Source organism: Klebsiella sp. 1SOBk5mer, from assembly GCF_046603115.1.
Lineage (GTDB): Bacteria > Pseudomonadota > Gammaproteobacteria > Enterobacterales > Enterobacteriaceae > Klebsiella > Klebsiella quasipneumoniae.
On record NZ_JBKIUU010000002.1, the window covers coordinates 401,381 to 427,122 of the forward strand.

24 protein-coding genes are annotated in these 25,742 nt (G+C 58.4%); 14 read left to right on the top strand and 10 right to left on the bottom strand.

Annotated elements, in window-relative coordinates; all coding sequences use genetic code 11:
* The first annotated feature begins 216 nt into the window (after positions 1–216).
* On the top strand, positions 217–912 hold the full coding sequence (ompK26, locus tag ACLH1U_RS07695; protein WP_004205398.1) for a KdgM family porin OmpK26: 696 nt from the start codon (positions 217–219) through the stop codon (positions 910–912).
* 132 nt (positions 913–1,044) lie between these two features.
* Here the strand turns inward: ompK26 and ACLH1U_RS07700 are convergent, their stop codons facing one another.
* On the bottom strand, positions 1,045–2,220 hold the full coding sequence (locus ACLH1U_RS07700) for an oligogalacturonate lyase family protein (protein WP_411299164.1): 1,176 nt from the start codon (positions 2,218–2,220) through the stop codon (positions 1,045–1,047).
* A 483-nt stretch (positions 2,221–2,703) separates the two neighbouring features.
* Between ACLH1U_RS07700 and kduD the strand changes: the two genes are divergently transcribed.
* Together kduD and ACLH1U_RS07710 are read left to right on the top strand one after the other, a co-directional pair.
* Positions 2,704–3,465, top strand: coding sequence for a 2-dehydro-3-deoxy-D-gluconate 5-dehydrogenase KduD (kduD, locus tag ACLH1U_RS07705; protein ID WP_023290920.1), 762 nt, complete (start codon positions 2,704–2,706; stop codon positions 3,463–3,465).
* A 296-nt stretch (positions 3,466–3,761) separates the two neighbouring features.
* Positions 3,762–5,183 (top strand): sugar porter family MFS transporter, encoded by a 1,422-nt coding sequence (locus ACLH1U_RS07710; protein ID WP_004205402.1) that lies wholly within the window; start codon positions 3,762–3,764, stop codon positions 5,181–5,183.
* Here the strand turns inward: ACLH1U_RS07710 and ACLH1U_RS07715 are convergent.
* Positions 5,180–6,175, bottom strand: coding sequence for a LacI family DNA-binding transcriptional regulator (locus ACLH1U_RS07715; RefSeq protein WP_032453988.1), 996 nt, complete (start codon positions 6,173–6,175; stop codon positions 5,180–5,182). The genes ACLH1U_RS07710 and ACLH1U_RS07715 overlap by 4 nt on opposite strands.
* A gap of 94 nt (positions 6,176–6,269) precedes the next feature.
* On the opposite strand from ACLH1U_RS07715, the gene ACLH1U_RS07720 reads away from it, so the two are divergent.
* From ACLH1U_RS07720 to ACLH1U_RS07735, 4 genes are all read left to right on the top strand, one after another.
* A complete protein-coding gene (locus ACLH1U_RS07720) occupies positions 6,270–6,404 on the top strand; it encodes a hypothetical protein (protein ID WP_032429210.1) in 135 nt (44 codons plus the stop codon).
* Positions 6,405–6,416: 12 nt separating this feature from the next.
* Positions 6,417–7,658, top strand: a complete 1,242-nt coding sequence (locus ACLH1U_RS07725) for an MFS transporter (protein ID WP_023290917.1) — start codon at positions 6,417–6,419, stop codon at positions 7,656–7,658.
* A 19-nt stretch (positions 7,659–7,677) separates the two neighbouring features.
* Positions 7,678–9,111: a glycoside hydrolase family 32 protein gene (locus ACLH1U_RS07730; RefSeq protein WP_032429209.1), complete on the top strand. Its 1,434-nt coding sequence runs from the start codon at positions 7,678–7,680 to the stop codon at positions 9,109–9,111.
* A gap of 121 nt (positions 9,112–9,232) precedes the next feature.
* Entirely contained in the window at positions 9,233–10,576 is a 1,344-nt protein-coding gene (locus ACLH1U_RS07735; protein ID WP_032453987.1) for a carbohydrate porin, read from the top strand.
* A 59-nt stretch (positions 10,577–10,635) separates the two neighbouring features.
* Here the strand turns inward: ACLH1U_RS07735 and ACLH1U_RS07740 are convergent, their stop codons facing one another.
* From ACLH1U_RS07740 to ACLH1U_RS07755, 4 genes are read right to left on the bottom strand one after another with little or no spacing between them, the layout of a single operon-like run.
* Positions 10,636–11,922, bottom strand: coding sequence for an ABC transporter substrate-binding protein (locus tag ACLH1U_RS07740; RefSeq protein ID WP_411299165.1), 1,287 nt, complete (start codon positions 11,920–11,922; stop codon positions 10,636–10,638).
* Between the two features lie 16 nt (positions 11,923–11,938).
* Positions 11,939–13,066, bottom strand: coding sequence for an ABC transporter ATP-binding protein (locus tag ACLH1U_RS07745; protein WP_017899248.1), 1,128 nt, complete (start codon positions 13,064–13,066; stop codon positions 11,939–11,941).
* Between the two features lie 12 nt (positions 13,067–13,078).
* Positions 13,079–13,981, bottom strand: coding sequence for a carbohydrate ABC transporter permease (locus ACLH1U_RS07750; RefSeq protein ID WP_025711283.1), 903 nt, complete (start codon positions 13,979–13,981; stop codon positions 13,079–13,081).
* On the bottom strand, positions 13,974–14,864 hold the full coding sequence (locus tag ACLH1U_RS07755; protein ID WP_002915995.1) for a carbohydrate ABC transporter permease: 891 nt from the start codon (positions 14,862–14,864) through the stop codon (positions 13,974–13,976). Before ACLH1U_RS07755 ends, ACLH1U_RS07750 begins: the two co-directional genes overlap by 8 nt.
* Before the next feature lie 259 nt (positions 14,865–15,123).
* Between ACLH1U_RS07755 and ACLH1U_RS07760 the strand changes: the two genes are divergently transcribed.
* On the top strand, positions 15,124–15,321 hold the full coding sequence (locus ACLH1U_RS07760; protein WP_032453985.1) for a hypothetical protein: 198 nt from the start codon (positions 15,124–15,126) through the stop codon (positions 15,319–15,321).
* Here ACLH1U_RS07760 and ACLH1U_RS07765 read toward each other — a convergent pair.
* A complete protein-coding gene (locus tag ACLH1U_RS07765) occupies positions 15,318–15,644 on the bottom strand; it encodes a cupin domain-containing protein (RefSeq protein WP_023290912.1) in 327 nt (108 codons plus the stop codon). The genes ACLH1U_RS07760 and ACLH1U_RS07765 overlap by 4 nt on opposite strands.
* 139 nt (positions 15,645–15,783) lie before the next feature.
* Here ACLH1U_RS07765 and ACLH1U_RS07770 point away from each other — a divergent pair, with 139 nt between their 5' ends.
* Positions 15,784–16,497 carry an aspartate/glutamate racemase gene (locus ACLH1U_RS07770; protein WP_023290911.1) on the top strand — a complete coding sequence of 238 codons (714 nt, stop codon included), beginning with the start codon at positions 15,784–15,786 and terminating at the stop codon, positions 16,495–16,497.
* On the opposite strand, the gene ACLH1U_RS07775 is transcribed toward ACLH1U_RS07770, so the two are convergent.
* On the bottom strand, positions 16,463–17,389 hold the full coding sequence (locus ACLH1U_RS07775) for a LysR family transcriptional regulator (protein WP_023319085.1): 927 nt from the start codon (positions 17,387–17,389) through the stop codon (positions 16,463–16,465). The genes ACLH1U_RS07770 and ACLH1U_RS07775 overlap by 35 nt on opposite strands.
* Before the next feature lie 136 nt (positions 17,390–17,525).
* Here ACLH1U_RS07775 and lysA point away from each other — a divergent pair, with 136 nt between their 5' ends.
* Positions 17,526–18,788 carry a diaminopimelate decarboxylase gene (gene lysA / locus ACLH1U_RS07780; RefSeq protein WP_023290909.1) on the top strand — a complete coding sequence of 421 codons (1,263 nt, stop codon included), beginning with the start codon at positions 17,526–17,528 and terminating at the stop codon, positions 18,786–18,788.
* On the opposite strand, the gene ACLH1U_RS07785 is transcribed toward lysA, so the two are convergent.
* Positions 18,781–19,782 (bottom strand): LacI family DNA-binding transcriptional regulator, encoded by a 1,002-nt coding sequence (locus ACLH1U_RS07785; protein WP_004229436.1) that lies wholly within the window; start codon positions 19,780–19,782, stop codon positions 18,781–18,783. The two genes, lysA and ACLH1U_RS07785, sit on opposite strands and share 8 nt — an antisense overlap.
* Positions 19,783–20,081: 299 nt before the next feature.
* Here ACLH1U_RS07785 and ACLH1U_RS07790 point away from each other — a divergent pair, with 299 nt between their 5' ends.
* From ACLH1U_RS07790 to ACLH1U_RS07805, 4 genes are all read left to right on the top strand, one after another.
* A complete protein-coding gene (locus ACLH1U_RS07790; protein ID WP_023290908.1) occupies positions 20,082–21,419 on the top strand; it encodes a PTS sugar transporter subunit IIC in 1,338 nt (445 codons plus the stop codon).
* A 7-nt stretch (positions 21,420–21,426) separates the two neighbouring features.
* Entirely contained in the window at positions 21,427–22,854 is a 1,428-nt protein-coding gene (locus ACLH1U_RS07795) for a glycoside hydrolase family 1 protein (RefSeq protein WP_263084185.1), read from the top strand.
* A 67-nt stretch (positions 22,855–22,921) separates the two neighbouring features.
* Positions 22,922–23,695: a GntR family transcriptional regulator gene (locus ACLH1U_RS07800; protein ID WP_004205433.1), complete on the top strand. Its 774-nt coding sequence runs from the start codon at positions 22,922–22,924 to the stop codon at positions 23,693–23,695.
* Positions 23,692–24,171, top strand: a complete 480-nt coding sequence (locus ACLH1U_RS07805; RefSeq protein WP_023290906.1) for a GNAT family N-acetyltransferase — start codon at positions 23,692–23,694, stop codon at positions 24,169–24,171. The genes ACLH1U_RS07800 and ACLH1U_RS07805 overlap by 4 nt, the downstream gene beginning before the upstream one ends.
* Here ACLH1U_RS07805 and galR read toward each other — a convergent pair.
* Positions 24,132–25,148: an HTH-type transcriptional regulator GalR gene (gene galR, locus ACLH1U_RS07810; RefSeq protein WP_002915981.1), complete on the bottom strand. Its 1,017-nt coding sequence runs from the start codon at positions 25,146–25,148 to the stop codon at positions 24,132–24,134. The genes ACLH1U_RS07805 and galR overlap by 40 nt on opposite strands.
* Positions 25,149–25,742: the final 594 nt, after the last annotated feature.

Below are 25,742 nucleotides of genomic sequence, written 5' to 3' on the forward strand. Positions count from 1 at the left end.
GCCTTTTTTATGCGCCGCGCTTTGCCGACCTCCCTCTTTTTTTGCCGTATTTCCCTTCTCCCCACCGTCAATTTATTGAGCTCCGTCACGTCTTGTTGTGCCACCTTTTTTGAAACAAATAACTACGATCCTGGTCACTAAAACTGAGGTGCTTAAAAAATAAAATAACGTTTCATAAAAACGAAATGACATTTTATTTATTATAAGGGGTACCCTATGTTAAAACGATCTCTGGTTCTGGCCGCCCTCTGCGGTATGTCTTTTGCGGCAACTGCGGTCACGATAGATTTACGTCATGAATTTATTGATGGCGGCAAGAGCGATAAAAGCAATGCCGACCGCGTCTCGGTATCCCACCGCTTCGCCAACGGGCTAGGCTTTACCGTGGAGGCCAAATGGCGTTCAGGCGGCGACAACGGTTCGCAACCCTATTCGGACGTGGTGGGCAACGGCCATGAAGACACCATCAGCTGGCGCTGGAAAGCGACGTCGAACCTTTTCCTCACCCCCGGGTTTACCATAGAGAGCAACGACAGCCGCTCCATTTACAAGCCGCATCTGCACGTACAGTACAGTTTCGACAATGGCTTCTATGTCGCCGCTCGCTATCGCTATGAGTACACCCGCTATCCGAACGATGCCGGTAAAGATGATGACAAGGTGAATCGCGGCGACGCGTGGGCCGGGTTTGCCCTCGGCGACTGGCGCACCGAGCTGAACTATGTCTATGCCCGCAGTTCGGAAGGGGTGAACCGCAACGACAACAAACCCTACTCACAGGAATATAACGTGAAGGTAGCCTATAAGCTGGATAACAACTGGTCGCCGTATGGTGAAATCGGCAACGTCGGCGTGAATGACCGCAGCGATCGCCAGACCCGTTTCCGCGTCGGGGTGGCCTACTCGTTCTGATTTCCGCCAGACCCTCATCGTCTCTCTTCCCCGGCGCCGTCAGCCGGGGTTTTTTATGCGCCAAAGCGAGGGAACAAAAAAAGCCCTCCGCGAAGGAGGGCAAGGCCAGTTACAGAAAAACGTTCGCCGGGCTCAGGCGCTCAGCATCGGCGGATGGTCAGGTAATTTCGCGATATAGATGGCCGGCTTGCCGTCTTTATCGGAGCTGAACAGAATGGCGCTGTCATCCGGCGTAAACGAGGGGTGCGGGTGAGTCACCTGGCGGCTGTTGGCTACCGTCGCCCACGAGGTATCATGGCGCGCGACGCGGAAGTAGCGCTTCTCCGCCACGTTAAAGACGTACAGATAAGGATCGTTATCAATGGAGTAGCCGCCGGTATCTTTGACATCGACCGGCGTGCCCGATCCATCGCCCACCAGCAGCGTGCCGTCGAAATTGCTCATCAGATGCGAGCAGGCGGGCATCGTGATCAGGGCCTCGTTGACGCCGCTTTCCGGATCAAAGCGATAGATCGTCCGCCCCTGCTGGCCTTTCAGATAGGAGACGTAAATCAGCGCTGAACCGTCCGGTACCCAGAATTCATGGGTGCAGCTTTCGCCCGGGGCATGCGCTTTGACTTTACGCACGTTGCTGCCATCTTCATTGACCAGCCACATGCGGGCGTCAACCAGATCGTGCGGCCCTTCATGGCAGAAGGCGACGGTATGGTCGTCGAAGGGACGATAGATCGGATGTCCCAGCCAGATTTTTTCCTCATGGATCACCTGGCTCTCACCGCTGCGCAGGTCGACGCGCAGCAGGCGGCAGTGCGGTCCTTTGTGGAAAAAGTCATGAAAAATCTGCCAGTCGTTGAGCGGCGTCCAGTCGCTTTTCGCAATCTCAATGCCTACCAGTTTGCTGCAATCGCTGTTCGCCACCCAGGTGCCATAGCCGACCCACTCCTCGCTGACGCGGTAAACTTCACGCTCGGCGAGGGTGGTGAGGTTCACCTCCAGCAGGGTACGGTCATTTTTCACGTAATAGAGCGACTTATCGTCCGGGGAGAGGAAGCCGCCGAAGGTATTATCCCCGGCGCCTTCCGTCAGCTGGACGGCTTCGGCGCTGGCGATATTCAGCAGATAGTAGTTCCAGTGGCCGTCAAACTCGCCGGCGAACAGTAAATGGCTGCCATCGTTAAAAAAGCACTTCTGATAGAAGTAGTTGCGATGACAGGTGACCTCCGGGGGGGTTAAGCGGGTGACTTCCGCCCCGGTATCCGGATCGCGGCTGACGTGATAGTTCAGTTTGACCCGCATGCCTTTAGCCATGTAGTGCTCCTTTCTTTCCTGCGATGCCGCTGGACCAGAGGCGTGTCGCTGAGTGATGTGTTTTAAAAGATGGGTGTTAATTTATCAAAACAACGTTTCATTATTTGTGATGTCTCACGCAGTTCAGCGCAATTCCCGCATCTTCCGCGGCCTGCTGGCCCCACTTCGACCGTCTCTCCAGACAACCGGTTGAATCATCATTCTTTTAAAACCGCTTCCTGTCCGGCGCGGGTTGCCGCATCCGTTCGCTTTTTCTTTTTTTGTAATCGACGTCATAAAAAATGAAACAACGTTTTAAATATCATTGAAAATGACAGGGCGCGGGGCTAAGATGGCACCCATTAGTAAAACGGAACTCTGTTTTATTTTTATGATGGGCTATGCCCGTGAGTTCGCCCTACGCTCAGTCGCGCCGCCGGCGCGAGCCGGGCCGAGAGAACCTTGCCTGCATACTGCAGGCTCTGAACGACTAAGGAACACATTATGATTCTTGATGCATTCTCCCTGCAGGGAAAAGTGGCCGTCGTGAGCGGATGCGATACCGGTTTAGGTCAGGGGATGGCCCTCGGTCTGGCGGAAGCGGGCTGCGATATTGTCGGTATCAATATTGTCGAGCCGGTGGAAACCATCGAGCGGGTGACGGCGCTGGGACGCCGCTTTCTCAGCCTGACCGCCGACCTGCGCCAGATCGACGGTATCCCTCAGCTGCTGGAGCGGGCGGTGGCGGAGTTTGGCCATATTGATATTCTGGTCAACAATGCCGGCCTCATCCGCCGCGAGGACGCGCTGGCGTTCAGCGAAAAGGACTGGGACGACGTCATGAACCTCAATATCAAGAGCGTATTTTTCATGTCTCAGGCGGCGGCGAAGCACTTTATCGCCCAGGGCAGCGGCGGGAAGATCATTAACATCGCCTCGATGCTGTCGTTCCAGGGCGGGATCCGTGTGCCGTCGTATACCGCGTCCAAAAGCGCGGTGATGGGCGTCACCCGCCTGCTGGCCAACGAGTGGGCTAAACACCATATCAATGTCAACGCCATCGCCCCGGGGTATATGGCGACCAATAACACCCAGCAGCTCCGCGCCGACGAGCAGCGCAGTAGCGAAATCCTCGACCGCATTCCCGCCGGGCGCTGGGGCCTGCCGTCCGACCTGATGGGGCCGGTGGTCTTCCTCGCTTCCCCAGCCTCCGATTACATCAATGGCTACACGGTAGCGGTGGACGGCGGCTGGCTGGCGCGCTAACCGTCGGCGACGGCCGGCGCGACACTCATCGCTCCGGCCGTCTGAGCAATTATTGTCCATACCGTAAAATGAGGATCGTCCATATTCCAGAGTGCAGAATGAATGTTACCGCCCTGTATGGACAGGGTTATTAACTATGCGAAACGAATTTTTTGTTACTTTGAAAGTTTAATGTCCATCACAAAACCCATCTTGCCAGCAAAATAGTCCATATCTTTGGCGTATCCAGCCTGACAAACTCCTCCGCCAGTCACGTACTTTCGTCCTATGTCTTTCTCTGTGTGGCAGGAATAAAAATGACTTCAATCAGTAACGACTCTGCATTAACGCCGCGGGCGCAACGTGACACCCGGCGGATGAACTGGTTTGTTTCTATCGCCGCGGCGGTGGCGGGGTTGCTCTTTGGCCTGGATATCGGCGTGATATCCGGGGCGCTGCCCTTTATAACCGACCACTTCACCTTATCCAGCCAGCTTCAGGAGTGGGTGGTCAGCAGCATGATGCTGGGGGCGGCGATAGGCGCGCTGTTTAACGGCTGGCTGTCGTTCCGCCTTGGCCGCAAATACAGCCTGATGGCGGGGGCCGTGCTTTTTGTCGCCGGCTCTATCGGCTCCGCTTTTGCCGCCAGCGTGGAAGTGCTGCTGGTGGCCCGCGTGGTGTTGGGGGTGGCCGTTGGGATCGCCTCTTATACCGCGCCGCTGTACCTCTCCGAAATGGCCAGCGAGAACGTGCGCGGAAAAATGATCAGTATGTATCAGCTGATGGTGACCCTCGGCATTGTGCTGGCGTTTCTTTCCGATACCGCCTTTAGCTACAGCGGTAACTGGCGCGCCATGCTGGGCGTGCTGGCGCTGCCGGCGGTGATCCTGATCGTTCTGGTCGTCTTTCTGCCGAACAGCCCTCGCTGGCTGGCGGAGAAAGGGCGCCATATCGAAGCGGAAGAGGTGCTGCGGATGCTGCGCGATACCTCGGAGAAGGCGCGCGATGAGCTTAACGAGATCCGCGAAAGCCTGAAGCTGAAGCAGGGCGGTTGGGCGTTGTTCAAGGTCAATCGTAACGTGCGCCGGGCGGTGTTCCTTGGCATGCTGCTGCAGGCGATGCAGCAGTTCACCGGCATGAACATCATCATGTACTACGCCCCGCGTATTTTCAAAATGGCGGGCTTTACCACTACCGAACAGCAGATGATCGCCACCCTGGTGGTGGGCCTGACCTTTATGTTTGCCACCTTTATCGCGGTGTTCACGGTGGATAAAGCGGGCCGCAAGCCGGCGCTGAAAATCGGTTTCAGCGTGATGGCGCTGGGCACCCTGGTGCTCGGCTACTGCCTGATGCAGTTCGACAATGGCACCGCCTCCAGCGGCCTCTCCTGGCTTTCCGTCGGCATGACCATGATGTGTATTGCCGGGTATGCGATGAGCGCGGCGCCGGTGGTGTGGATCCTCTGCTCCGAGATCCAGCCGCTGAAATGCCGCGACTTCGGCATCACCTGCTCTACCACCACCAACTGGGTGTCGAACATGATCATCGGCGCCACCTTCCTGACGCTGCTTGACGCGATCGGCGCCGCCGGGACCTTCTGGCTCTACACGGTGCTCAACGTGGCCTTTATCGGCGTCACCTTCTGGCTGATCCCGGAGACCAAAAATGTCACCCTCGAGCACATTGAGCGCAACCTGATGGCGGGCGAGAAGCTGCGCAACATCGGTAACCGTTAATGTGAGGCGCGCGGCAGCCACGGGCTGGCGACCTTGCGCGTCTCCCGATGGTTGTCGCCGTGAATGATATGCAGGGCGCTCAGGCGCCCGATGTCGTAGTGCGGCAGCTGCACCGTGGAGAGCGGCGGCAGAAACAGATCGCCAATGCCCACCATATTGTCGTATCCCACCACCGCCACGTCCTGTGGAATGCGTAACCCCTGGCCCAGCAGCGTCTGATAGACCATAAAGGCGATGCGGTCGTTGCCGCAAATCACCGAGTCAAAGCCGGGTTTACCCTCGCGGATATGCGCCATCACCACCCCCGGAATATCGTGGTAATGCTCATCGCCCTGGGCCATATACGAGTGGGTCAGGCTGTCCGGTTCGATGCCCGCCTCCCGGCAGGCGCGCTCCAGCCCCTGACGGCGGCGGATTGTCGCCAGCTGGCTGGCGGGTAAGTGCAGGCACAGCGGACGACGATAGCCCGCGGCAAGCAGGGCTTTTACCGCGTCGTACTGACCCTGTTCATCGTCCGGGATATAGCTGGCCACCGGCTGGCTGAGGCTTTCGCAGTTGGCCAGCACGCAGGGCAGGGTCAGCAGTTTGTCCGGCAGCGGCACCTGGCGCAGGCCCATGGTGGTAAAGATAATGCCGTCCGGACGGTGGGAGAGGAGCAGGTCGACCACCGCTTCCGGCCGATCGTCGGAAAACATGTTGACCACAAAGCTGTTCCAGCCGTGGGCGCGGGCGGTCTCTTCGATCGAGAGGGTGATCTCCACCGAAAAGGGGGTGGTGACGGTATCCAGCGCCAGCACGCCGATGGTGCTGGGGGTGGCCCGCGCCCCGCGGATCTTTTTCGCCGACAGGTCGGGGACATAGTTGGTTTCGGCGATGGCGGCCTGCACGCGGGCCAGCGTCTCCGGCTTGAGCCGCTCCGGGGTGTTCAGCGCCCGAGAGACGGTCATCAGAGATACATTCGCCAGTTTTGCTACATCTTTCAGGGACGCCATTTTTTCCTCCGCCATAGCTGCAGAGTACAGGCTATACAACTAAGTCGCTGATGTAAAAGCGTGAAACGATTTTATGCTAGCCTCGTCCTCCACGCTGCCGCGGTTAATATTTGATCGCGATCGCATCTTCATTATGTTAACGTTAACTTTTGTGATTAACATCATGTATCGCAGCGAATCCCCCTGCGCTTTGTTTTTTGTTAACGTTACCATAATTGCATTCCTCTAACACGAGAATGTCATGATGAAAGCGCATCACTCACACAGCTACCCGTTGCTCAGTGCCTTACTGTTTTTCTTTTTCGTGACCTGGTCGTCATCCGGCTCCTTGCTCTCCATCTGGCTGCACCAGGAGGTCGGGCTGAAGGCCGGCGATACCGGTATCATCTACGCCGTTCTGTCGGTTTCCGCGCTGTTTGCGCAAGTTTGCTATGGCTTTATCCAGGATAAGCTGGGGCTGCGCAAACATCTGCTCTGGTATATCACCGCGCTGCTGATACTCTCCGGTCCGGCGTATCTGCTGTTCGGCCATCTGCTGAAAATTAACGTCCTGCTGGGCAGCATCTTCGGCGGGATCTACATCGGCTTGACCTTTAACGGCGGCATTGGCGTGCTGGAATCCTATACCGAGCGCGTGGCGCGCCAGAGCCAGTTTGAATTCGGCAGGGCGCGGATGTGGGGCTCGCTGGGCTGGGCGGTGGCCACCTTCTTCGCCGGTCTGCTGTTTAACATCAATCCGCAGCTTAACTTCCTCGTCGCCAGCTGTTCCGGACTGGTGTTTTTTATCCTGCTGGCGCGGCTGCGCGTCTCCTCGGCGCCGCATGCGATGCAGGAGGCGGTTTCGGGCGGCAAGGTGACCCTGGAAGATGCGCTGCGCCTGCTGACGCTGCCGCGCTTCTGGGCGCTGGTCTTCTTCGTCATCGGCACCTGCATCTACGGCGTCTATGACCAGCAGTTCCCGGTCTATTTCTCATCGCAGTTCGCGACCCTGCAGGAAGGCAATGAGATGTATGGCTACCTCAACTCCTTCCAGGTGTTCCTCGAGGCGGCCGGCATGTTCTGCGCGCCGTGGCTGGTGAACCGCATCGGCGCCAAAAATGGTCTGATTTTCGCCGGCATGGTGATGGCGATGCGCATGGTGGCCTCCGGCCTGGTGGAGGGGCCGCTGCTGATCTCCATCACTAAACTGCTGCACGCGGTGGAGCTGCCGATACTGCTGGTGGCTATCTTTAAGTACAACAGCATCAACTTCGATAAACGCCTCTCCTCCACCCTCTATCTGGTGGGCTTCGCCTGCACCAGCTCGATTATCGCCAGCGTTTTGTCGCCGCTGGCGGGCTACAGCTATGAAAAATATGGCTTCGCTCAGTCCTATCTGATCATGGGCCTGCTGGTGTTCTGCACCACCTTTATTTCCATCTTCTTGTTGCGCTCCGGCAAATCCTCCGCCGATCCGCTGGTGTCGCAACCTACCGCTGTCTGAATCAAAAAGAGTGAAAATGATGACTTACACAATCTCCAGGGCTGAACAGGTACTCCAGACACAACGCCAAGCGCTCAATCTGCGCTGGTATCCGCACTATCACCTGGCGGCACGCGCCGGGTGGATCAACGACCCAAACGGTCTGGTGTGGTTCGACGGCTGGTACCATGCCTTTTATCAACATCACCCGTACTCCACTCAGTGGGGGCCGATGCACTGGGGGCACGCGCGGAGTAAGGATCTGGTGCACTGGGAGCATCTGCCGGTGGCCCTGGCGCCGGAGGGGCCGGAGGATAAAGACGGCTGCTTCTCCGGCTCGGCGGTGGTCGATGGCGATACCCTGGCGCTGATTTACACCGGGCATAAATTCCACGGCGATCCGGGCGACGAAGCCAATCTGTATCAGGTTCAGTGTCTGGCCACCAGCCGGGACGGGATCCACTTCGAGCGCCAGGGGATGGTGGTCGACACCCCGCCGGGCATGCACCACTTCCGCGACCCGAAGGTCTGGCGGGAAGGAGACAGCTGGTACATGATCGTCGGCGCGCGCGAAGGCGATACCGGCCAGGTGCGGCTGTACCGCTCAGCCGATCTGCGCCAGTGGCAGGATGTGGGGGTGCTGGATGAAGCGGAAAGCGCCATGGGCTATATGTGGGAGTGCCCGGACTTCTTCACCCTCAACGGCAAACGCGTTCTGATGTTTTCCCCGCAGGGGATGCAGGCCGAGGGGTTCCGCAACCGCAACCTGTTCCAGAGCGGCTATCTGATCGGCGAGTGGCAGCCGGGGCAGCGATTCGTCCGCCACGGCGAGTTCAGAGAGATGGATCATGGCCACGATTTCTATGCGCCGCAAAGCTTCGCCACCCCCGATGGCCGGCGGATCGTGATTGGCTGGCTGGATATGTGGGAATCACCGCTGCCGGAGCAGCAGGACGGCTGGGCGGGCATGCTCTCCCTGCCGCGCGAGCTGAGCCTGAGCGCGGATAACCGCCTGCAGATGCGCCCGGCGAAAGAAGTGGAGAGTCTGCGCGGCGCCTGGTTCCCGTGGCCGGTAAGCACCCTGAACAATCAGCAGACCACGATGGTCGACAACTGCGAGGCGATGGAGGTGAACCTGCGCTGGAACTGCGCCCGCAGCAGCGCCGAGCAGTATGGTCTGCGCTTTGGCGATGGCCTGCGCCTCTACGTGGATGCCCAGCAGCAGCGTCTGGTGCTGGAGCGGCATTATCCGCAGCATGGCCTGTGCGGGACGCGCAGCGTGCCGTTGACCGCGGGGGCGGATCTCAATCTGCGGATATTTTTCGATAGCTCTTCGGTGGAGGTGTTTGTCAATGACGGCGAAGCCTGCCTGAGCAGCCGTATCTATCCGCAGGCTCCCCGCCGTGAATTAGCGTTATTTGCCTGGAGCGGCTCAGCGGCATTAACTGAAGCCGGAGCCTGGCAGCTCGAATAATAATAAGGCTGTTGTCGTTAATAACCCGTCTTTGACGATGGGCGGGTTATTATTGCCTGCATCGTCGTGCATTACCCATTAATAACAAATTTAGTTCATTTCATAATAAAAGGGTTTACCGATGAATAAAATCTGGGTCGGGTGTTTTCTCACGTCTCTCTCTCTGCCACAGGCGATGGCGCAGGCGCCGTTATCGCTGGAGGATCGGCTGGCGCAAATGGAGCAGCGGCTGAAGGCGACGGAGGCGCGCGCCGCCAGCGCAGAGGCGGAGATTAAGACGCTGAAAGGCCAGCAGCAGGCCACGACGGTCGCCCGCGCGGCGCCGGCTACGCCGCGCCTGCAGCTAAACGACAATGGCGAATTAAAATTTTATGGCGACGTCGAATTTAATCTTGATGGCGCCAGCCGCACCGGCAGCCTGACGTCGGTCAAAACCAGCGCGAATAAAAGCTGGGCGCCCGGTGATAAAGAGCGTTGGGATATTAATGGCCGTATTCTGCTGGGTTTCGATGGCAGACGTAATGGCGCCGACGGGAAATATGCCGGATTCAGCGTGCAGCCCCTGGCGGATATGGATGGCAAAATGAATCTCGATGATGCGGTATTTTTCTTTGGTCAGCAGGATGACTGGAAAATAAAAATAGGCCGCTTTGAAGCCTGGGATATGTTCCCCCTGAATCAGGATACCTTTATTGAATATTCAGGAAATACCGCCAACGACCTCTATTCCGACGGCTATGGCTATATTTACATGATGAAAGAGGGGCGCGGGCGCAGCAGCAGCGGCGGCAACCTCCTGTTCAGCAAAACGGTGGATAACTGGTATTTCGAGGTTAACACCCTGGTGGAGGATGGCAGTTCGCTGTTTGTCGATCAGAACTATCACGGTAATGCGCTGGAAAACCGTAAAAACGTGGTGTACGTGCGGCCGGTGGCGGTGTGGCAGTCCGGCGCGTGGTCGGCGGCGGCGGCGATAGAGAGCAACCTCGTCAACAACGCCTACGGCTATCAGAACCAGGGCGGGCGCTGGGTCGACCAGTCAAACCGTACCGGCTACGGGATGACCATGAGCTGGAACACCCTGAAAAGCGATCCGCAGGACGGGGCGGTGGTCAATCTGAGTACCGCCCTGCTGGACGCGGCGGACGAAACCGACTTCAGCGCCGGGATCAACGCCCTGTGGCATCGCGTGGAGCTGGGCTATATCTACGCGCATAACAAAATCGACCAGTTCAACATGGCCGGGGTGAGCAGCGAGTGCGATGACGACTGCGCAATCCTCGTGCCGGGGCGCTATGACATCCACACCGTGCATACTTCCTGGCAGTTGCCGAATATTATGGCGATGCCGAACTTCAATATTTACCTTGGCGCCTACGCCTCGTGGCTCGATTCCACGGCAGCGAAGAGTGGGAATCCCGATGAACGCTACGGCGCCCGGGTGCGCTTTAAATATTTCTTCTGACAGGATACTCAGGCAGGCTCTCCCGCGGCGGACGCAGCGGGAGGTTTCCGACGGGCAGGTTAGCGCATCGCGCGGCGCAGAATGCGGTCGGTCTGGCGCTGGAAGTCCTCGGCCGCTTCTTCCACCGACTTTTTACCGTAGTCGATGTACTGCAGGGTGGTGCCGAACTGGGCGACGATCTGCGGGTCGTCGAAGTACGGCGAGACCGGCAGAGTGGTGGGCAGGGATTGCGCCAGCTTCAGACCGGACACCGCCGGATCGTCGGCTTTGATGATCCCGTCTTCGGTCAGGTAGGTGACCGCCGCTTTACTCAGCGGCACGCCGCGCTCCAGTCCGAGAATATCCACCCCTTCTTTACTGTTCAGCAGGAAGTTAATCACTTTCGCCGCCGCCTGCGGGTTTTTCGTCGATTTGCCAATCGACAGCATTTGCGCAGGCTTGAAGAACAGTCCGGCATCGGTGGCTCCGGGGAGCATCGGGTATTCCCCCAGCACCAGCTTCGCCGGCGGCTTCAGGTTGTCGGAATATTTGTTGATGGTGGAGTTCCACATGTAGGTCCCGCCCCATTCACCCTGGATCCACGGCTTCATCTCGTACATGTTGCTCTTGCCGAAGGAGGCATAGTAGCGGGTGTCCGGCATGACATGGCTGTCGATAAGCTTCTTATACATGCCGAAGAAGTCCGCCCACTGCGCTTTGCTGTAGGAGAATTTGCGTCCTTTCTCATCGATGGCCGGCTGGTTGTATTTTTGCACCATGTAAGAGTTGAGCAGGGCCAGCACGTCCTGGTGCTCAAGCACCACCGGGTAGTACTGTTTCCCGAGTTTGCTTTCGAAAGTTTTCCCCGCCGCCAGCAGTTCATCCCAGGTTTTCGGGAAGGGGATGCCCGCCTTTTTCCACGCTTCGTCGTTAAAGTAGAAGACCCGGGCGGTGACCGACACCGGGATGCCGTTGAGCTTGCCATTGACCGTGGTGGACTGCAGCTCTTTGGCGTCGAACTGGCTGAGATCGATCTCGTCTTTCAGAGTGTTGAGATCGTAAAAACCCTCGCCATTTTTCGAAAAAATCGGCAGCCAGTTCCAGTTGGTCTGCATCACGTCAGGCTCGGTGCCGCCGGCTATCTGGGTGGTCAGGCGCGAAAGATGGCCGTCCCAGCCGGTATATTCCGCTTTGACATTGATATCGGGATATTGCTGGTGAAAAGCCTCCAGCGCCTTGAGAGTCACCTGATGGCGGCCATTGCCCCCCCACCAGGACATACGCAGGTCGACATCCTGCGCCAGCGAGGAGAAGGCGCTAAGGCCGAGGGTGGCGGAGAGGGTGGCGCTTATCAGCATGTTTTTCATTGTTATGCTCCAGGGTTCACAGAGAGAGGTTCTGTTCGGTTTTGGCGTCAAAGATGTGACACTTGTTAAGATCAAAGGTGAAATAGACTTTTCGATTCAGTCCCTTAGCTATCATCGGCTTCGCATCGTCCGACGGCACGCGAGCGGTCAGCTCGTAGCCCGCGACCTGCAGATAGACAAAGAACTCATGGCCCATGTTTTCCACCCGCACCATCTCGCCCATGCAGCCGCCTTCGGCGAACGGCGCGTCGGAGAGCGACACGAATTCCGGGCGGACCCCGTAGAACACCTCCTGATGCTGATACGCGCCGACTTTCTCCGCCAGACGGTCGTTCAACGGCAGGCGCTGGTCGCCAAGGGTCAGGCACAGGCGGCCGTCGTGTTCAACCAGCTGGCTGGGGCGAATATTCATCTCCGGCGCGCCGATGAAGCCGGCGACAAACATATTTTTCGGCTGGTGGTAGAGGTTGTCCGGGGTATCGACCTGCATAATGTGGCCGAGCTTCATCACGCAGATGCGGTCGCCCATGGTCATCGCTTCCGTCTGATCGTGGGTAACGTAGACGGTGGTCGCCGGTTTACCGGATTTTTTCAACTGCTTATGCAGATCGGAAATGCGGATGCGCATCGAGGCGCGCAGCTTGGCGTCAAGGTTGGAGAGCGGTTCGTCGAACAGGAAGACGTCCGGTTTTTTGACGATCGCCCGGCCCACCGCCACGCGCTGCGCCTGGCCGCCGGAGAGCTGGCGCGGCAGACGTTCCAGCAGCTCCTCCAGTTCAAGAATTTTCGCCGCTTCCTCCACCTGCCGATCAATCTGCGCCTTGGGCAGCTTGCTCAGCTTCAGGCCGAAGGCGAGGTTTTCCCTTACCGTCATATGCGGATAGAGGGCGTAGTTCTGGAACACCATCGCGATACCACGGGATTTAGGCGCCAGGTTGTTGACGATCTTATCGCCGATCCGCACCTCGCCGCCGCTGATGGTCTCCAGACCCGCCAGCATGCGAAGGGTGGTCGATTTGGCGCAGCCGGAAGGGCCGACGATCACCATAAATTCGCCATCGGCAATCTTCAGGTCGATACCATGCACCGCTTTAAACCCGTTTGAGTAAACTTTTTCCAGTTTGTTGAAAATCACTTCAGCCATGATATTTCCCTCTTAACCTTTGATTCCGCTGCTGGTCACGCCCTGCACGAAGTAGCGTTGAGCCAGGAAGAAGACGATGATGGACGGCAGAATGGAGATGCTCGCCATTGCCAGAATTTCGTTCCACGGCGCGCCTTCCGTGACGTCGATAGACATTTTTAGCGCCAGCGCGATGGGATACTTATCGACGCTGTAGACGTAGATCAGCGGACCGATAAAGTCGTTCATCGACCACATGAACTGGAACAGCGCCACCGAGATAATGGCCGGCTTGAGGATCGGCACTACCACATACCACAGCACCTGGATGGAGTTGCAGCCGTCGATCTGCGCCGCCTCTTCCATATCGCGCGGGACGCCGCGCAGAAACTGGATCAGCATGAAGACAAAGAATCCCTGGGTGGCGAAGGCCAGCGGCAGATACAGCGGCAGATAGCTGTTCAGCATCCCCATTTCACGGAACATCAGGTACTGCGGGATCAGCAGGACGGTGCTCGGCAGCAGCATGGTGGTGATGAGCGTCGCGAACCAGAACTTCTTCCACGGGATCTCAAAGCGTGCGAAGCCGTACGCCACAATGGTGGAGGAGATGATCGTTAACACGACCTTCGGGATCACATACTTAAAGGTGTTCAGCATATAGTGGCCGAAATGGTATTCGGTGCCGGTCTTCCAGCCGTTGATGAACCCGTCCCAGGTGGCGTGAGTCGGCCACAGCCCGAGGGTGGTGAAGATCTCATGGTTCGGCTTGAACGAGGCGGAGAACATCCACGCCAGCGGGTAGAGCATCAGCAGGCCGACGAACACCAGCACGACGTAGCGCACCACCCGGCTCACCTTTTCCCGGCGCAGCGTACGGGCCACCTCACGATCGGCGTCGCTCATCACCGGCGCCATCTGTTGAATATCAGCCATTTTTGCCTCCCTTATCGGCGGAATAGAAGACCCAGTATTTCGATGACTTAAAGGCTATCGACGCAAAGACCGCCACGACGAGGAACAGCACCCACGCCAGCGCGGCGCCATAGCCCATGTCGAAGTACTTAAAGGCGGTATCGTAGATGTAGAGCGAGAACAGGTAGGTGTAATAGGTCGGGCCGCCGCCGGTTATCACGTACGGGCCGGTAAACTCCTGGAACGCCTGGGTGGTCTGCATAATAAAGTTGAAGAAAATCACCGGGGTGATCAGCGGCACGGTGACCTTCATAAACATCTGCCACTTCGAGGCGCCGTCGATCATCGCCGCCTCATACTGCGACTGCGGGACGTTCTGCAGCGCGGCGAGGAAGATGACCATCGCGGAACCAAACTGCCAGACGCGCAGCAGGGTGACCGACATCAGCGCCAGCGAGGGTTCCCCCAGCCAGTTGATGGCATCGATGCCAAAGACGGCGAGAAAACTGTTCAGCAGGCCGTCAATGGCGAACAGGGCGCGCCACAGCACGGCAATCGCCACCGAGCTGCCAAGGATCGACGGGATATAGTAGGCGGTGCGGAAAAAGCCGATACCGCGCAGTTTGAAATTGAGCACAAAGGCAATGCCGAGGGCGAAAGCCAGTTTTAAGGGGATGGTTAAAAAGACGTAGGCAAAGGTCACCCCCATCGATTTCCAGAACAGGCTATCCTCGGTCAACATATAGCGATAGTTTTCAATGCCGTTAAATACCGGCGGACTCATCAAGTCGTACTCAGTAAAACTGAGAAAGAAAGATGAAACAAAAGGAAAAGCGGTAAAGACAATCAGCCCGATGATATAGGGCGATATCCATGCCAATCCCAGCAGCTTGTTTTCATTCATACATACCTACCTGGCTTACGAGTTGTAATACGGATCCGGTGACGCGGCGCTGTCGGCCTTTGGCCGCGAACCACGCAAAAAAGTCTGAACGCTTCCTCTGGTTAACATATCCTTGTTAATGAATGGGTTAGGTTTTAAGTGGCCCAGCGTGGAGGGGCCGTCAGGCTCTTTTTTTATGCTGATCTGTTTTTTATAAAACACCGTTTTAATTTCATTTTATTGCGATTTATTTCCGCGTCATGCAGATCTGGATGGAAATGTGATCAAAGTCGAAACGATGTTTCAAAAAGGTGAGGTGGTAAGCATTTTAGGCGTTTGTGAGGGACTGAAAAGTATGAAATATCAGCGTAAGCGAGGCGGGGAATATTATTATCAGGATAATGATTTTGCCGGTATATTTTATTCGAAGGTACAGGTAGATAACCGGGGGCGGCAAGCGCCCCCCGACAGGGATTAACCCTGGAGAAAATCTTCGCGGATGGGGGTAAAGGTATCGAGCAGCGTGCCGGGCTGCAGGCAGACGCAGCCGTGCATGATCCCCGGCTGCTTGTACAGCGTATCGCCAGCGCTGACGACGCGCGTCTCCTCGCCGATGGTGAATTCGAACTCGCCGGAGAGCACGTAGGTGAGCTGTTCGTGAGGGTGGTTATGCATCGGGCCGACGGCGCCGGCGGCAAAATTCACCTCCACGGCCATCATTTTGCCATCATGGGCCAGAATGCGGCGGGTTACGCCATTGCCAAGGTCTTCAAGGGTGGTGTCTTTATGGAAAATAAACATCTGCCGATCCTGTTGTTAAAATGAAACATCGTTTCACTTAAGTTATCTCACTCTTCATGAAAAAGAAATACGCGGCCAGAGAAGTGGAAAGTTGATCACAAGTTTGTTTCACTGGCAGAAACAACATAAGGAGCAAAAGATGAAAACCATTGGCCTGTTAGGCGGCATGAGCTGGGAGTCAACGATCCCTTACTATCGCCTGATTAATGAAGGCGTGAAGGCGCGACTGGGCGGGCTGCACTCCGCCAGACTGGTGTTGCATAGCGTCGATTTTCACGAGATTGAAGCCTGTCAGTCCACCGGCGACTGGGATCGCGCCGGCGCGATCCTTGCCGACGCCGCGGTTGGGCTGCAGCAGGCGGGCGCCGAGGGCATTGTCCTGTGCACTAACACCATGCACAAGGTGGCGGATGCCATCGCCGCCCGCTGCCAGGTTCCCTTTCTGCATATCGCCGACGCTACCGGAAGGGCGATTGCCGCCAAGGGCCAGCGGCGGGTCGCGCTGCTGGGCACCCGCTATACCATGGAGCAGACCTTTTACCGGGGTCGTCTGCAGGCGCAGTTTGCCATCGAGACGCTGATCCCCGAGGCCGACGATCGGGCGCGGATCAATCAGATCATTTTCGACGAACTCTGTCTCGGCACCTTCAGCGAGGCGTCGCGGGATTATTATCTGCAGGTGATTGCCGCCCTGGCGGAGCAGGGGGCGGAAGGGGTTATTTTCGGCTGCACGGAAATTGGCCTGCTGGTGCCTGCCGAGCTCAGCCCGCTGCCGGTCTTTGACACCGCGGCGATCCACGCTGAGGACGCGGTCAACTTTATGCTCTCTGCAGAACCGACGCCAGCGGCGTGAGGATCTGCGGCAGACTCTGCTGCAGGTGCGTCACGAAGGCGTCGACCAGCGCCGATCGCGGGCGATGGAGCGGGCGGATCAGGCTGACGGTAAACGGCACTTCGACGCTGAAGCGGCGCACCACCACGCCGCTATCGGCATAGTCCAGGGCGGTCAGCGGGTTAACCACCGAGATCCCGGCGCCGGCGCGCACCATGGCGCAGATCGAGGCCGCGCTGTGGGTTTCGACCACCATCCGCCGCTTGACCTGATGCTCAAGGAACAGGGCGTCGAGCAGCTGGCGATAGCTGTCGGTGCGCGACAGGCTGATGTAGTTCTCGCCCTGAAAATCGGCGGGGGTCAGCGTCGTCTGCGCCGCCAGCGGATGGCCGGCGGGCAGCACGCAGACTTCATTCAGCGTCAGCAGCGGGGTGCGTTCAGTGCCCGCGGGGGTATGCAGGGTCTCCGTCAGACCAAGGTCATGGCGCTGGGCGGAGAGCCATTCCTCCAGCAGCGGCGACTCCTGAGGGACGATCTGCAGGCTGACCTCCGGGTAGCGGGCGAGGAACGGCGGCAACAGCAGCGGCAGAAAGGACTGGGAAAAGACCGGCAGACAGGCTATCGACAGCTCGCCCTGGCGGAACTCGCGCAGGCTCTCGGCGGCGCTGACGATGCGGTCCAGGCCGTACCAGGAACGCTGAACCTCCTCAAACAGGCGCAGGCCCTGCACGGTTGGCTGCAGGCGACCGCGGGTCCGTTCAAACAGCCGCAGGCCGAGCACCTTCTCAAAGCGCGCCAGCTCGCGGCTGACGGTGGGCTGGGAGGTATGCAGCATCCGCGCGGCCTCGGTCAGGTTGCCGGTGGTCATCACCGCATGAAAGATTTCGATATGACGCAAATTGACGGCTGGCATGCGGTCTCCCTGAGGCTCGGCTGTAACTATATCATTTTTGCATAGAGTCGCGATAAAACGATATTTTTTATTCGTCCGGCGCTGTGGCGTAATCAGAAAAAACAGCGACCAACACACGCACTACACCGGAGTTCTTATGCCACACTCGCTTTACGCCACCGATACCGATCTGACCGCGGACAACCTGCTGCGCCTGCCGGCGGAATTTGGCTGCCCGGTCTGGGTCTATGATGCGCAGATTATTCGCCGCCAGATTGCCCAGCTCAGCCAGTTTGACGTGGTGCGTTTTGCGCAAAAAGCCTGCTCTAACATCCATATTCTGCGTCTGATGCGCGAGCAGGGGGTGAAGGTGGACTCGGTGTCGCTGGGGGAGATCGAGCGTGCGCTGGCGGCGGGCTACGATCCGCAGCAGAATCCAGAGGATATTGTCTTCACCGCCGATCTGATCGACGAGGCGACCCTCGATCGCGTCAAGGCGTTACAGATCCCGGTGAACGCCGGCTCGATCGACATGCTGAGCCAGCTGGGTGAAGTGTCGCCGGGCCATCGCGTCTGGCTGCGCGTCAACCCGGGCTTTGGCCACGGCCACAGCCAGAAAACCAATACCGGCGGTGAGAACAGCAAGCATGGCATCTGGTACAGCCACCTGCCGGCGGCGCTGGAAGTGATGCGTCGCTATCAGCTGCAGCTGGTGGGGATCCATATGCATATCGGCTCTGGCGTCGACTATGGTCACCTGGAGCAGGTGTGCGGCGCGATGGTGCGCCAGGTTGTCGACTTTGGTCAGGATCTGCAGGCCATCTCCGCCGGCGGCGGCCTGTCTATTCCTTACCGCGAGGGCGAAGAGGCCATCGACACCGCTCACTATTATGGTCTGTGGAACCGCGCCCGGGAGCAGATCGCCACCCATCTGGGTCACCCGGTGAAACTGGAGATTGAACCCGGACGCTTCCTGGTGGCCGAGTCCGGCGTGCTGGTGTCGCAGGTGCGCAGCGTGAAAGAGATGGGCAGCCGCCACTTCGTGCTGATTGACGCCGGCTTTAACGACCTGATGCGCCCGGCAATGTACGGCAGCTATCATCATATCACCGCTCTGGCGGCGGATGGCCGCGATCTCAGCGCCGCGCCGCAGGTGGAGACCGTGGTGGCCGGGCCGCTGTGCGAGTCCGGGGACGTCTTTACCCAGCAGGAAGGGGGGAAAGTCGAGACCCGTCTGCTGCCGGCGGTGGCCCCAGGGGATTATCTGGTGCTCCATGACACTGGCGCCTACGGGGCTTCGATGTCATCCAACTATAACAGCCGTCCGCTGCTGCCGGAGGTGCTGTTTGATGGCGGCAAGGCGCGGCTTATCCGCCGTCGCCAGACCATCCAGGAGCTGCTGGCCTTAGAGCTTATTTAAAAAAAGGTCCCGTCGTCACCGACTCACGCAACACCAGCGTGCCGGTGAACGGCGGGATCGTTTCGATCGGCTGCTGGTTAGCAAGCTTGATCGCCTGATCGATAGCCGTGGTGATCATGTTGTCGATCGGCAGATAGACCGTCGACAGCCCCGGCTCCAGCCATTTCGCGCTTGGCGCATCGTCGAAGCCAAACAGCGACACATCCTGCGGAATACGCAGCCCCGCCTGATGCAGCGCCTTAGACGCCCCCAGCGCCATATCATCGTTACAGGAAAACAGCGCGCTGAAGCGGGCTTTCTCGTCCAGCAGTTCCCGGCACAGCTCGTAGCCGCGGGTCATCGTCGAGTCCCCGTATTTCACCCGGCTCGGATCCCACTCAATACCATGTTTTATCAGCGCGTTGCGATAGCCCTGCAGGCGCGCCTGGCCGGTGGGGGTGTGCATCGGGACAGTGATGCAGGCGATATCGCGGTGGCCCTGGGTAATCAGATACTCCACGGCCTGGAAGGCGGCTTCCTGCTGTTCGAAGAACACGCAGCGTTCGCGGGCCTGCGCCACATCACGGTTAATCACCACCAGCGGCATGGCGATCGAGTTAATCAGCGACATGATCGCCTTCTCGCTCATATGCCGGGTATAGAGGATGATCGCATCGCACTGCCGGTCGGCGAGCATCTGCACTGCTTCCTCTTCGCGCTCCGGCGTATCATGGCCGTCGGTGACGATAAGCTGTTTTCCCCAGGCTTCGGTCTGGCGTGACGCCTGCTGCAGCAGACGGCCAAAGTAGAAGCCGTCAAAGGTGGAGACGACCAGCCCGATACTGTTGCTGGTCTGATTGGCCAGCGAGCGGGCAAGGAAATTCGGCCGATAGCCCAGCTCTTCCATCGCTTTAAAGACCTGTTGGCGGGTGCTCTCTTTCACCTGACCTGTGCCGTTCAACACGCGGGAAACCGTCGCTTTCGAGACGCCTGCGCGAATTGAGACATCCAGCATTGTAGCCATTCATCGATTCCTGATTTCACGTGGTAAGGCGCAGTTTATCACAGACCGAAAAGGGACATATCGACGGGGCGGGGCGGAAAAACCATCGCGATCACGCTTTTAGCAGGAACTGACCAACCGGCGCTATCTGGTATGCCAATAGCATTTATTATCGATATTTGGGATACCACGCAGCGGGTTGCGAGCCCTGTCACAGAACAATTTTTACCTGGCAACTATGTTTTGGTATGCCAAAAGTCTCTGGCTGTCCACCTGGCCGCAATAAGCCCTTTACTCTGAGGTACTCTTTTATGGCATTACAGGACAAACTGATCGACGCGCTGGGGCGTTTCGCGACGACATTCAACAGCTATCGCTACATTATGGCGATCAAATCGGCGTTTATTACCCTGATGCCGGTGATCATCGTCGGGGCCTTTTCGGTACTGATCTCCAATATGGTGCTGGATCCAAAGAATGGGCTCGCCAGCTTTTCCTCGCTCTCCTTTCTCGCCGCGCTGAAGCCGATCACCAGCGCGCTGAACTACGCCACGCTCAACTTCCTCAATATCGGCGCCGTGTTTCTGATCGGCATTGAGCTGGGGCGGATCAACGGCATCAAAAGCCTGTTTCCCGGCCTGCTGGCGGTGATCTGCTTTATCTGCGTCACGCCGACCACGGTAGAGATGATGGTCGATGGCCAGATGCACGTGGTGAAAGATGTCCTGCTGCGTCAGTTCTCCGACACCCGCAGCCTGTTCCTCGGGATGTTCATCGCTATTCTGTCGGTCGAGATTTACTGCTGGCTGGAGGGGCGCAAGGGACTGAAGATCAAGATGCCGGATACCGTGCCGCCGAACGTTTCAGCCTCTTTTTCCGCGCTGATCCCGGCGATCATCACCACCACCGCGATCGCCACCTTTGGTTTTCTCTTCCACCAGCTGACGGGAATGTATCTCTACGATGCGGTCTACCAGGTGGTGCAGCAGCCGCTGGAGCGGGTGGTGCAGAGCCTGCCGGGGATCCTGCTGCTGATGTTCGTCGCCCAGCTGTTCTGGGTGATCGGTATTCACGGCAACCAGATGATCAAGCCGATCCGCGAGCCGCTGCTGCTGGGGGCGATCACCGTCAATATGAGCGCCTTTGAGCAGGGGAAAGAGGTACCGAACATCATCACCATGCCCTTCTGGGATGTTTACATGAGCATCGGCGGCTCGGGGCTGACCATCGGCCTGCTGATTGCGGTGATGATCGCCACCAGGCGCAAAGAGATGAAAGAGATCGCCAAGCTGTCGATAGGCCCGGGGCTGTTCAATATTAACGAGCCGGTGATCTTCGGGATGCCGATCATGCTCAACCCGATCCTCGCCATCCCGTTTATCATCACCCCGCTGGTGACCGGCAGCATCGGCTATTTCGCCACCCTGACCGGCTTCGCCGGCAAGGCGGTGGTGATGGTGCCCTGGACCACGCCGCCGCTGATCAATGCCTGGCTCTCCACCGCCGGCTCGATGGGGGCGGTGGTCACCCAGCTGATCTGCATCGTGGCCGCGGTGCTTATCTATCTGCCTTTCGTCAAAATCGCCTCCCGCCGTGCCGATGCCGCGCAGCGTCAGGCAGACAATCAACAGACCGCCAACCCTGTCTGAGGAGCCTATGACTACCGTACGGATGACTATTCCCGATGATTTTATCCTTGGCGCGGCGGCTTCCGCCTGGCAGACCGAGGGCTGGAGCGGGAAAAAACCGGGGCAGGACTCCTGGCCCGATCTCTGGTACAAAAACGACCGTCACGTCTGGCATAACGGCTATGGCCCGGCGGTGGCTACCAATTTTATCAACCGCTTTCAGGAAGATGTGCAGCTGATGAAGCTGGCCGGGCTGACCCACTACCGCACTTCGATCAACTGGTCGCGCTTTCTGACCGACTATGAAAACGTCACGGTGGATGAGGAGTATGCGGCCTATTACGACCAGCTGTTCGATGCGCTGCTGGCCAACGGCATCACGCCGATGATCTGCCTTGAGCATTACGAATTACCGGGCTATCTGCTGGAAAAGTATGGCGGCTGGGGGTCGAAAACGGTGGTCGAGCTGTTTGTGCGCTACGCGGAGCAGGTTTTTGCCCGCTACCACCCGAAGGTGACCCGCTGGTTTACCTTTAATGAGCCGATCGTGGTGCAGACCCGGGTCTATCTTGATGCCCTGCGCTGGCCCTATGAGCAGAACACCAGCACCTGGATGCAGTGGAACTACCATAAGGTGCTGGCGACCGCTTGCGTCGTGAAGCGATTTCGCGAGCTAGGCTATCCCGGGACCGTCGGCTGCATCCTCAATCCGGAGGTGACCTACCCGCGCTCCCACGCCCCGCATGACCTGCGCGCGGCGGAGATCTACGATCTGTTCTACAACCGTATGTTTCTCGACCCGCTGGTGCACGGGGTCTGGCCGCCAGCGCTTCTCGCGCTGCTTGAGCAGCATCAGGTGACGTGGGAGGCCAGCGCGGAGGATCTGGCGATTATCCGCGAGCACACCGTCGATGAGCTGGGGATTAACCTTTACTATCCGCACCGGGTCAAAGCCCCGTCGCGGGCCTGGCATCCGCATACCCCGTTCCATCCGGCCTGGTATTATGAGCCGTTTGAGCTGCCCGGCCGGCGGATGAACGCCTCCCGCGGCTGGGAAATCTACCCGCAAATCATCTTTGATATGGCGATGCGGATAAAAAATGACTATCGCAACATTCCCTGGTTCGTGGCGGAGAGCGGGATGGGGGTGGAAAACGAAGGCCAGTTCCGTAATCGCGAAGGCGCCATTGACGACAGCTACCGCATTCGTTTTATCAGCGAACATCTGTGGCACACCCTGCGCGCCCGCGAGGCAGGGGCCAACTGCCAGGGCTATATGCTGTGGGCGTTTACCGACAACGTGTCGCCGATGAACGCCTTTAAAAACCGCTACGGGCTTATCGAAATCGATCTGCAAAACCATCGCGCCCGGCGACCCAAAGCCTCGGCGCACTGGTTTCGTCAGCTCGGCGAACGGCGTGAACTGGTGCTGGATATCGATGATGAATACCGCTAGCCGGGGGCAATATTTGCTAAGATAGCGCCGTGTTTGACTCGCAGGCATGTAACGCACAGGTGATTTTGTGGAAAAAGCGATAATTCCGCCGGAAAAGAAGCCCTATCAGGAGATTGGTGATGACCTGCGCGCCCAGATCGCGCAGGGGCGCTACCCGGTCGGGTCGCGCTTGCCGCCGGAACGCCATATTGCCGAAACCTATGGCGTCAGCCGGACCATCGTGCGCGAAGCGCTGCTGATGCTGGAGCTGCAGGGGACGGTGGATATCCGTCAGGGATCCGGGGTGTACGTCATGCGTATCCCGCACGAAAACGACAGCGAAGAAGAGCAGCTGCTCAGCAGCGACGTTGGTCCGTTTGAAATTCTCCAGGCGCGCCAGCTGCTGGAGAGCAATATCGCCGCCTTTGCCGCGAAAATGGCCACCCGCGCCGATATCGATAATCTGAAGCGGATTATCGAGCAGGAGCAGCGGGCAATCGCCCTCAACGACACCGCCCAGGATAACGCTCGTCTGTTCCATCTGGTGCTGGCTGGGGCGACGCAGAACCAGATGCTGTTAGCGACGGTGGAGCGGATCTGGCTGCAGATGGACAGCAGCCCGCTGTGGCAGCAGTTCAATGTGCATATTGCCAGCCGCGCCTGGCGGCTGAAGTGGCTCGGCGACCGGCAGACCCTGCTTGCCGCGCTGCGGCGTCGCGATGTGATGGGCGCCTGGCAGGCGATGTGGCAGCATCTGGAAAACGTTAAAAACAGTCTGCTGGAGCTGTCCGATGAAGACGCCCCGGACTTTGACGGCTATCTGTTCGACTCGGTGCCGATTTTTCAGGGGAAGCTGGTATGACGATCCTGCCGCTGTACGCCGCGCCGCAGTTCGCCCGGGAGGTGACCGACTGGCTGTGGCAGGCCTTTGGCGGCGAGGCGCTGCCGCGGGAGTTTTTCGCCAGCATTGTGCAGCATAGCCAGACGGCGGAGGCGCTGCCGCTGACCTTTATTGCCGTGGAAGGGGAGCAACTGCTGGGAACGATTGGCCTCTGGCGCTGCGATTTGATCAGCCGCCAGGATCTGTTTCCCTGGCTGGCGGCGCTGTACGTCGCGCCCGCCGCTCGCGGTCAGGGGCTGGCCGGACAACTGCAGCGGCATGTGATCGATTATGCCCGCCGCGCGGGCTATCGGGAGCTTTATCTCTACTCCGCCTGCCGCGATTTTTATGAACGCTTCGGCTGGCGCTACATCGGCGAGGGGCTGGATTACCCGGCCACCGCCGTGCATCTCTATCGCTACGACTTATCGCCTTCCTGCGGGGCCACCACCGAATGACGGCGCACCAGCGTCGGGCTGAACAGGTGGGTGATCTCCGGCGCCGGGCGCTGCTCCGCCAGGGCTAAGGCCAGCTCGGCCGCCTGGGTCGCCATCGTGACGATCGGGTAGCGGACGGTGGTCAGCCGCGGGCGAACATAGCGCGAAATCAGGACATCGTCGAAGCCGATCAGCGAAATTTCCCGCGGGACGTCGATGCCGTTGTCGTTCAGCACCCCCATCGCGCCGGCGGCCATCGAGTCGTTATAGCAGGCGACGGCGCTAAAGTGGCGGCCGCGGCCAAGCAGTTCGGTCATCGCCTGTTCGCCGCCGCTTTCATCCGGCTCGGCGAACGTGACCAGCCGGTCGTTGCACGGCAGGCCGCTCTCCTCCAGCGCCGCGTAGTACCCCTGCAGGCGATCTTCCGCATCAGAGATATCGTGGTTTGAGCACAGGTAGCCGATACGCGTGTGCCCCTGCTGGATCAGATGGCGGGTCGCCAGCCAGGCGCCGTAGCGATCGTCCAGCGCCACGCAGCGCGTTTCATATCCGGGCAGGATGCGGTTGATCAGCACCATGCCGGGGATCTGCTTCATCAGCCCGGCGAGTTCCTCATCGGGGATCATTTTGGCATGCACCACCAGCGCCGCGCAGCGGTGACGGATCAGCTGCTCTATCGCCTGGCGCTCCTTCTGCACGTTGTGGTAGCCATTGCCAATCAGCAAAAAGTTGCCGGTGCGATAGGCCACCTGTTCGACGGCTTTGACCATCGCGCCGAAGAAGGGGTCGGAGACATCGCCTACCACCAGGCCGACGGTTTCCGTGGACTGCTGGGCCAGCGCCCGGGCGTTCGCGTTGGGATGATAGTTGAGGGTTTCCATCGCCGCGCCCACGGACTGACGCGAGGCTTCGCTGGCTTTGGGAGAGTTGTTGATGACGCGGGAGACGGTAGCGACGGAGACTCCTGCGAGTCGGGCTACATCCTTAATTGTCGCCATACCATGCCTTTTATAGGGTAAGCGTTTACATACTGCTATGTTACGGGAAAGAGCGGCAGATTCAAGGCGCGGCGGCGAAGGAATGGCGCAAATGTGATTCAGAGCGGGCTTATCGGTGACCTGTTTACATTGACCCTATCAGTAATTGAAACCGGCTCGGGGAAATACAAACCTTTGCTTACACTTTGCGATGCGCTGTTGCGAATGTTCGCTGGTTTGTCCGCCGAGCAGGTTGATATTCTGGCTCTCCCAGAGGTATTGATAGGTGGAGTCAACGTCATGTTGACCACTTTACTTACACCAGCCTGCGCAGATGCGCAGGTTTTTTTTTGCCCGTCGCCGGCGTTGTTACAGATAGCGAAAATCGTAATAACTGGTTGCACTTAGGCTCACTCCCTTGCGTTTTCCCGCTGGCCCGAACCGGGCGAAAAACGCGACAATCGAGATCCCAGAGGTATTGATAGGTGAGTTTCTCAGGTACGCTCTTCGTACTGGACGTCTTACACCAGCCTGCGCGGATGCGCAGGTTTTTTTTATTCTGAAAATCCCCCCGCTGCACTGCTTTCCCACGCCTTCTCGTGTAACCTGCTTTGA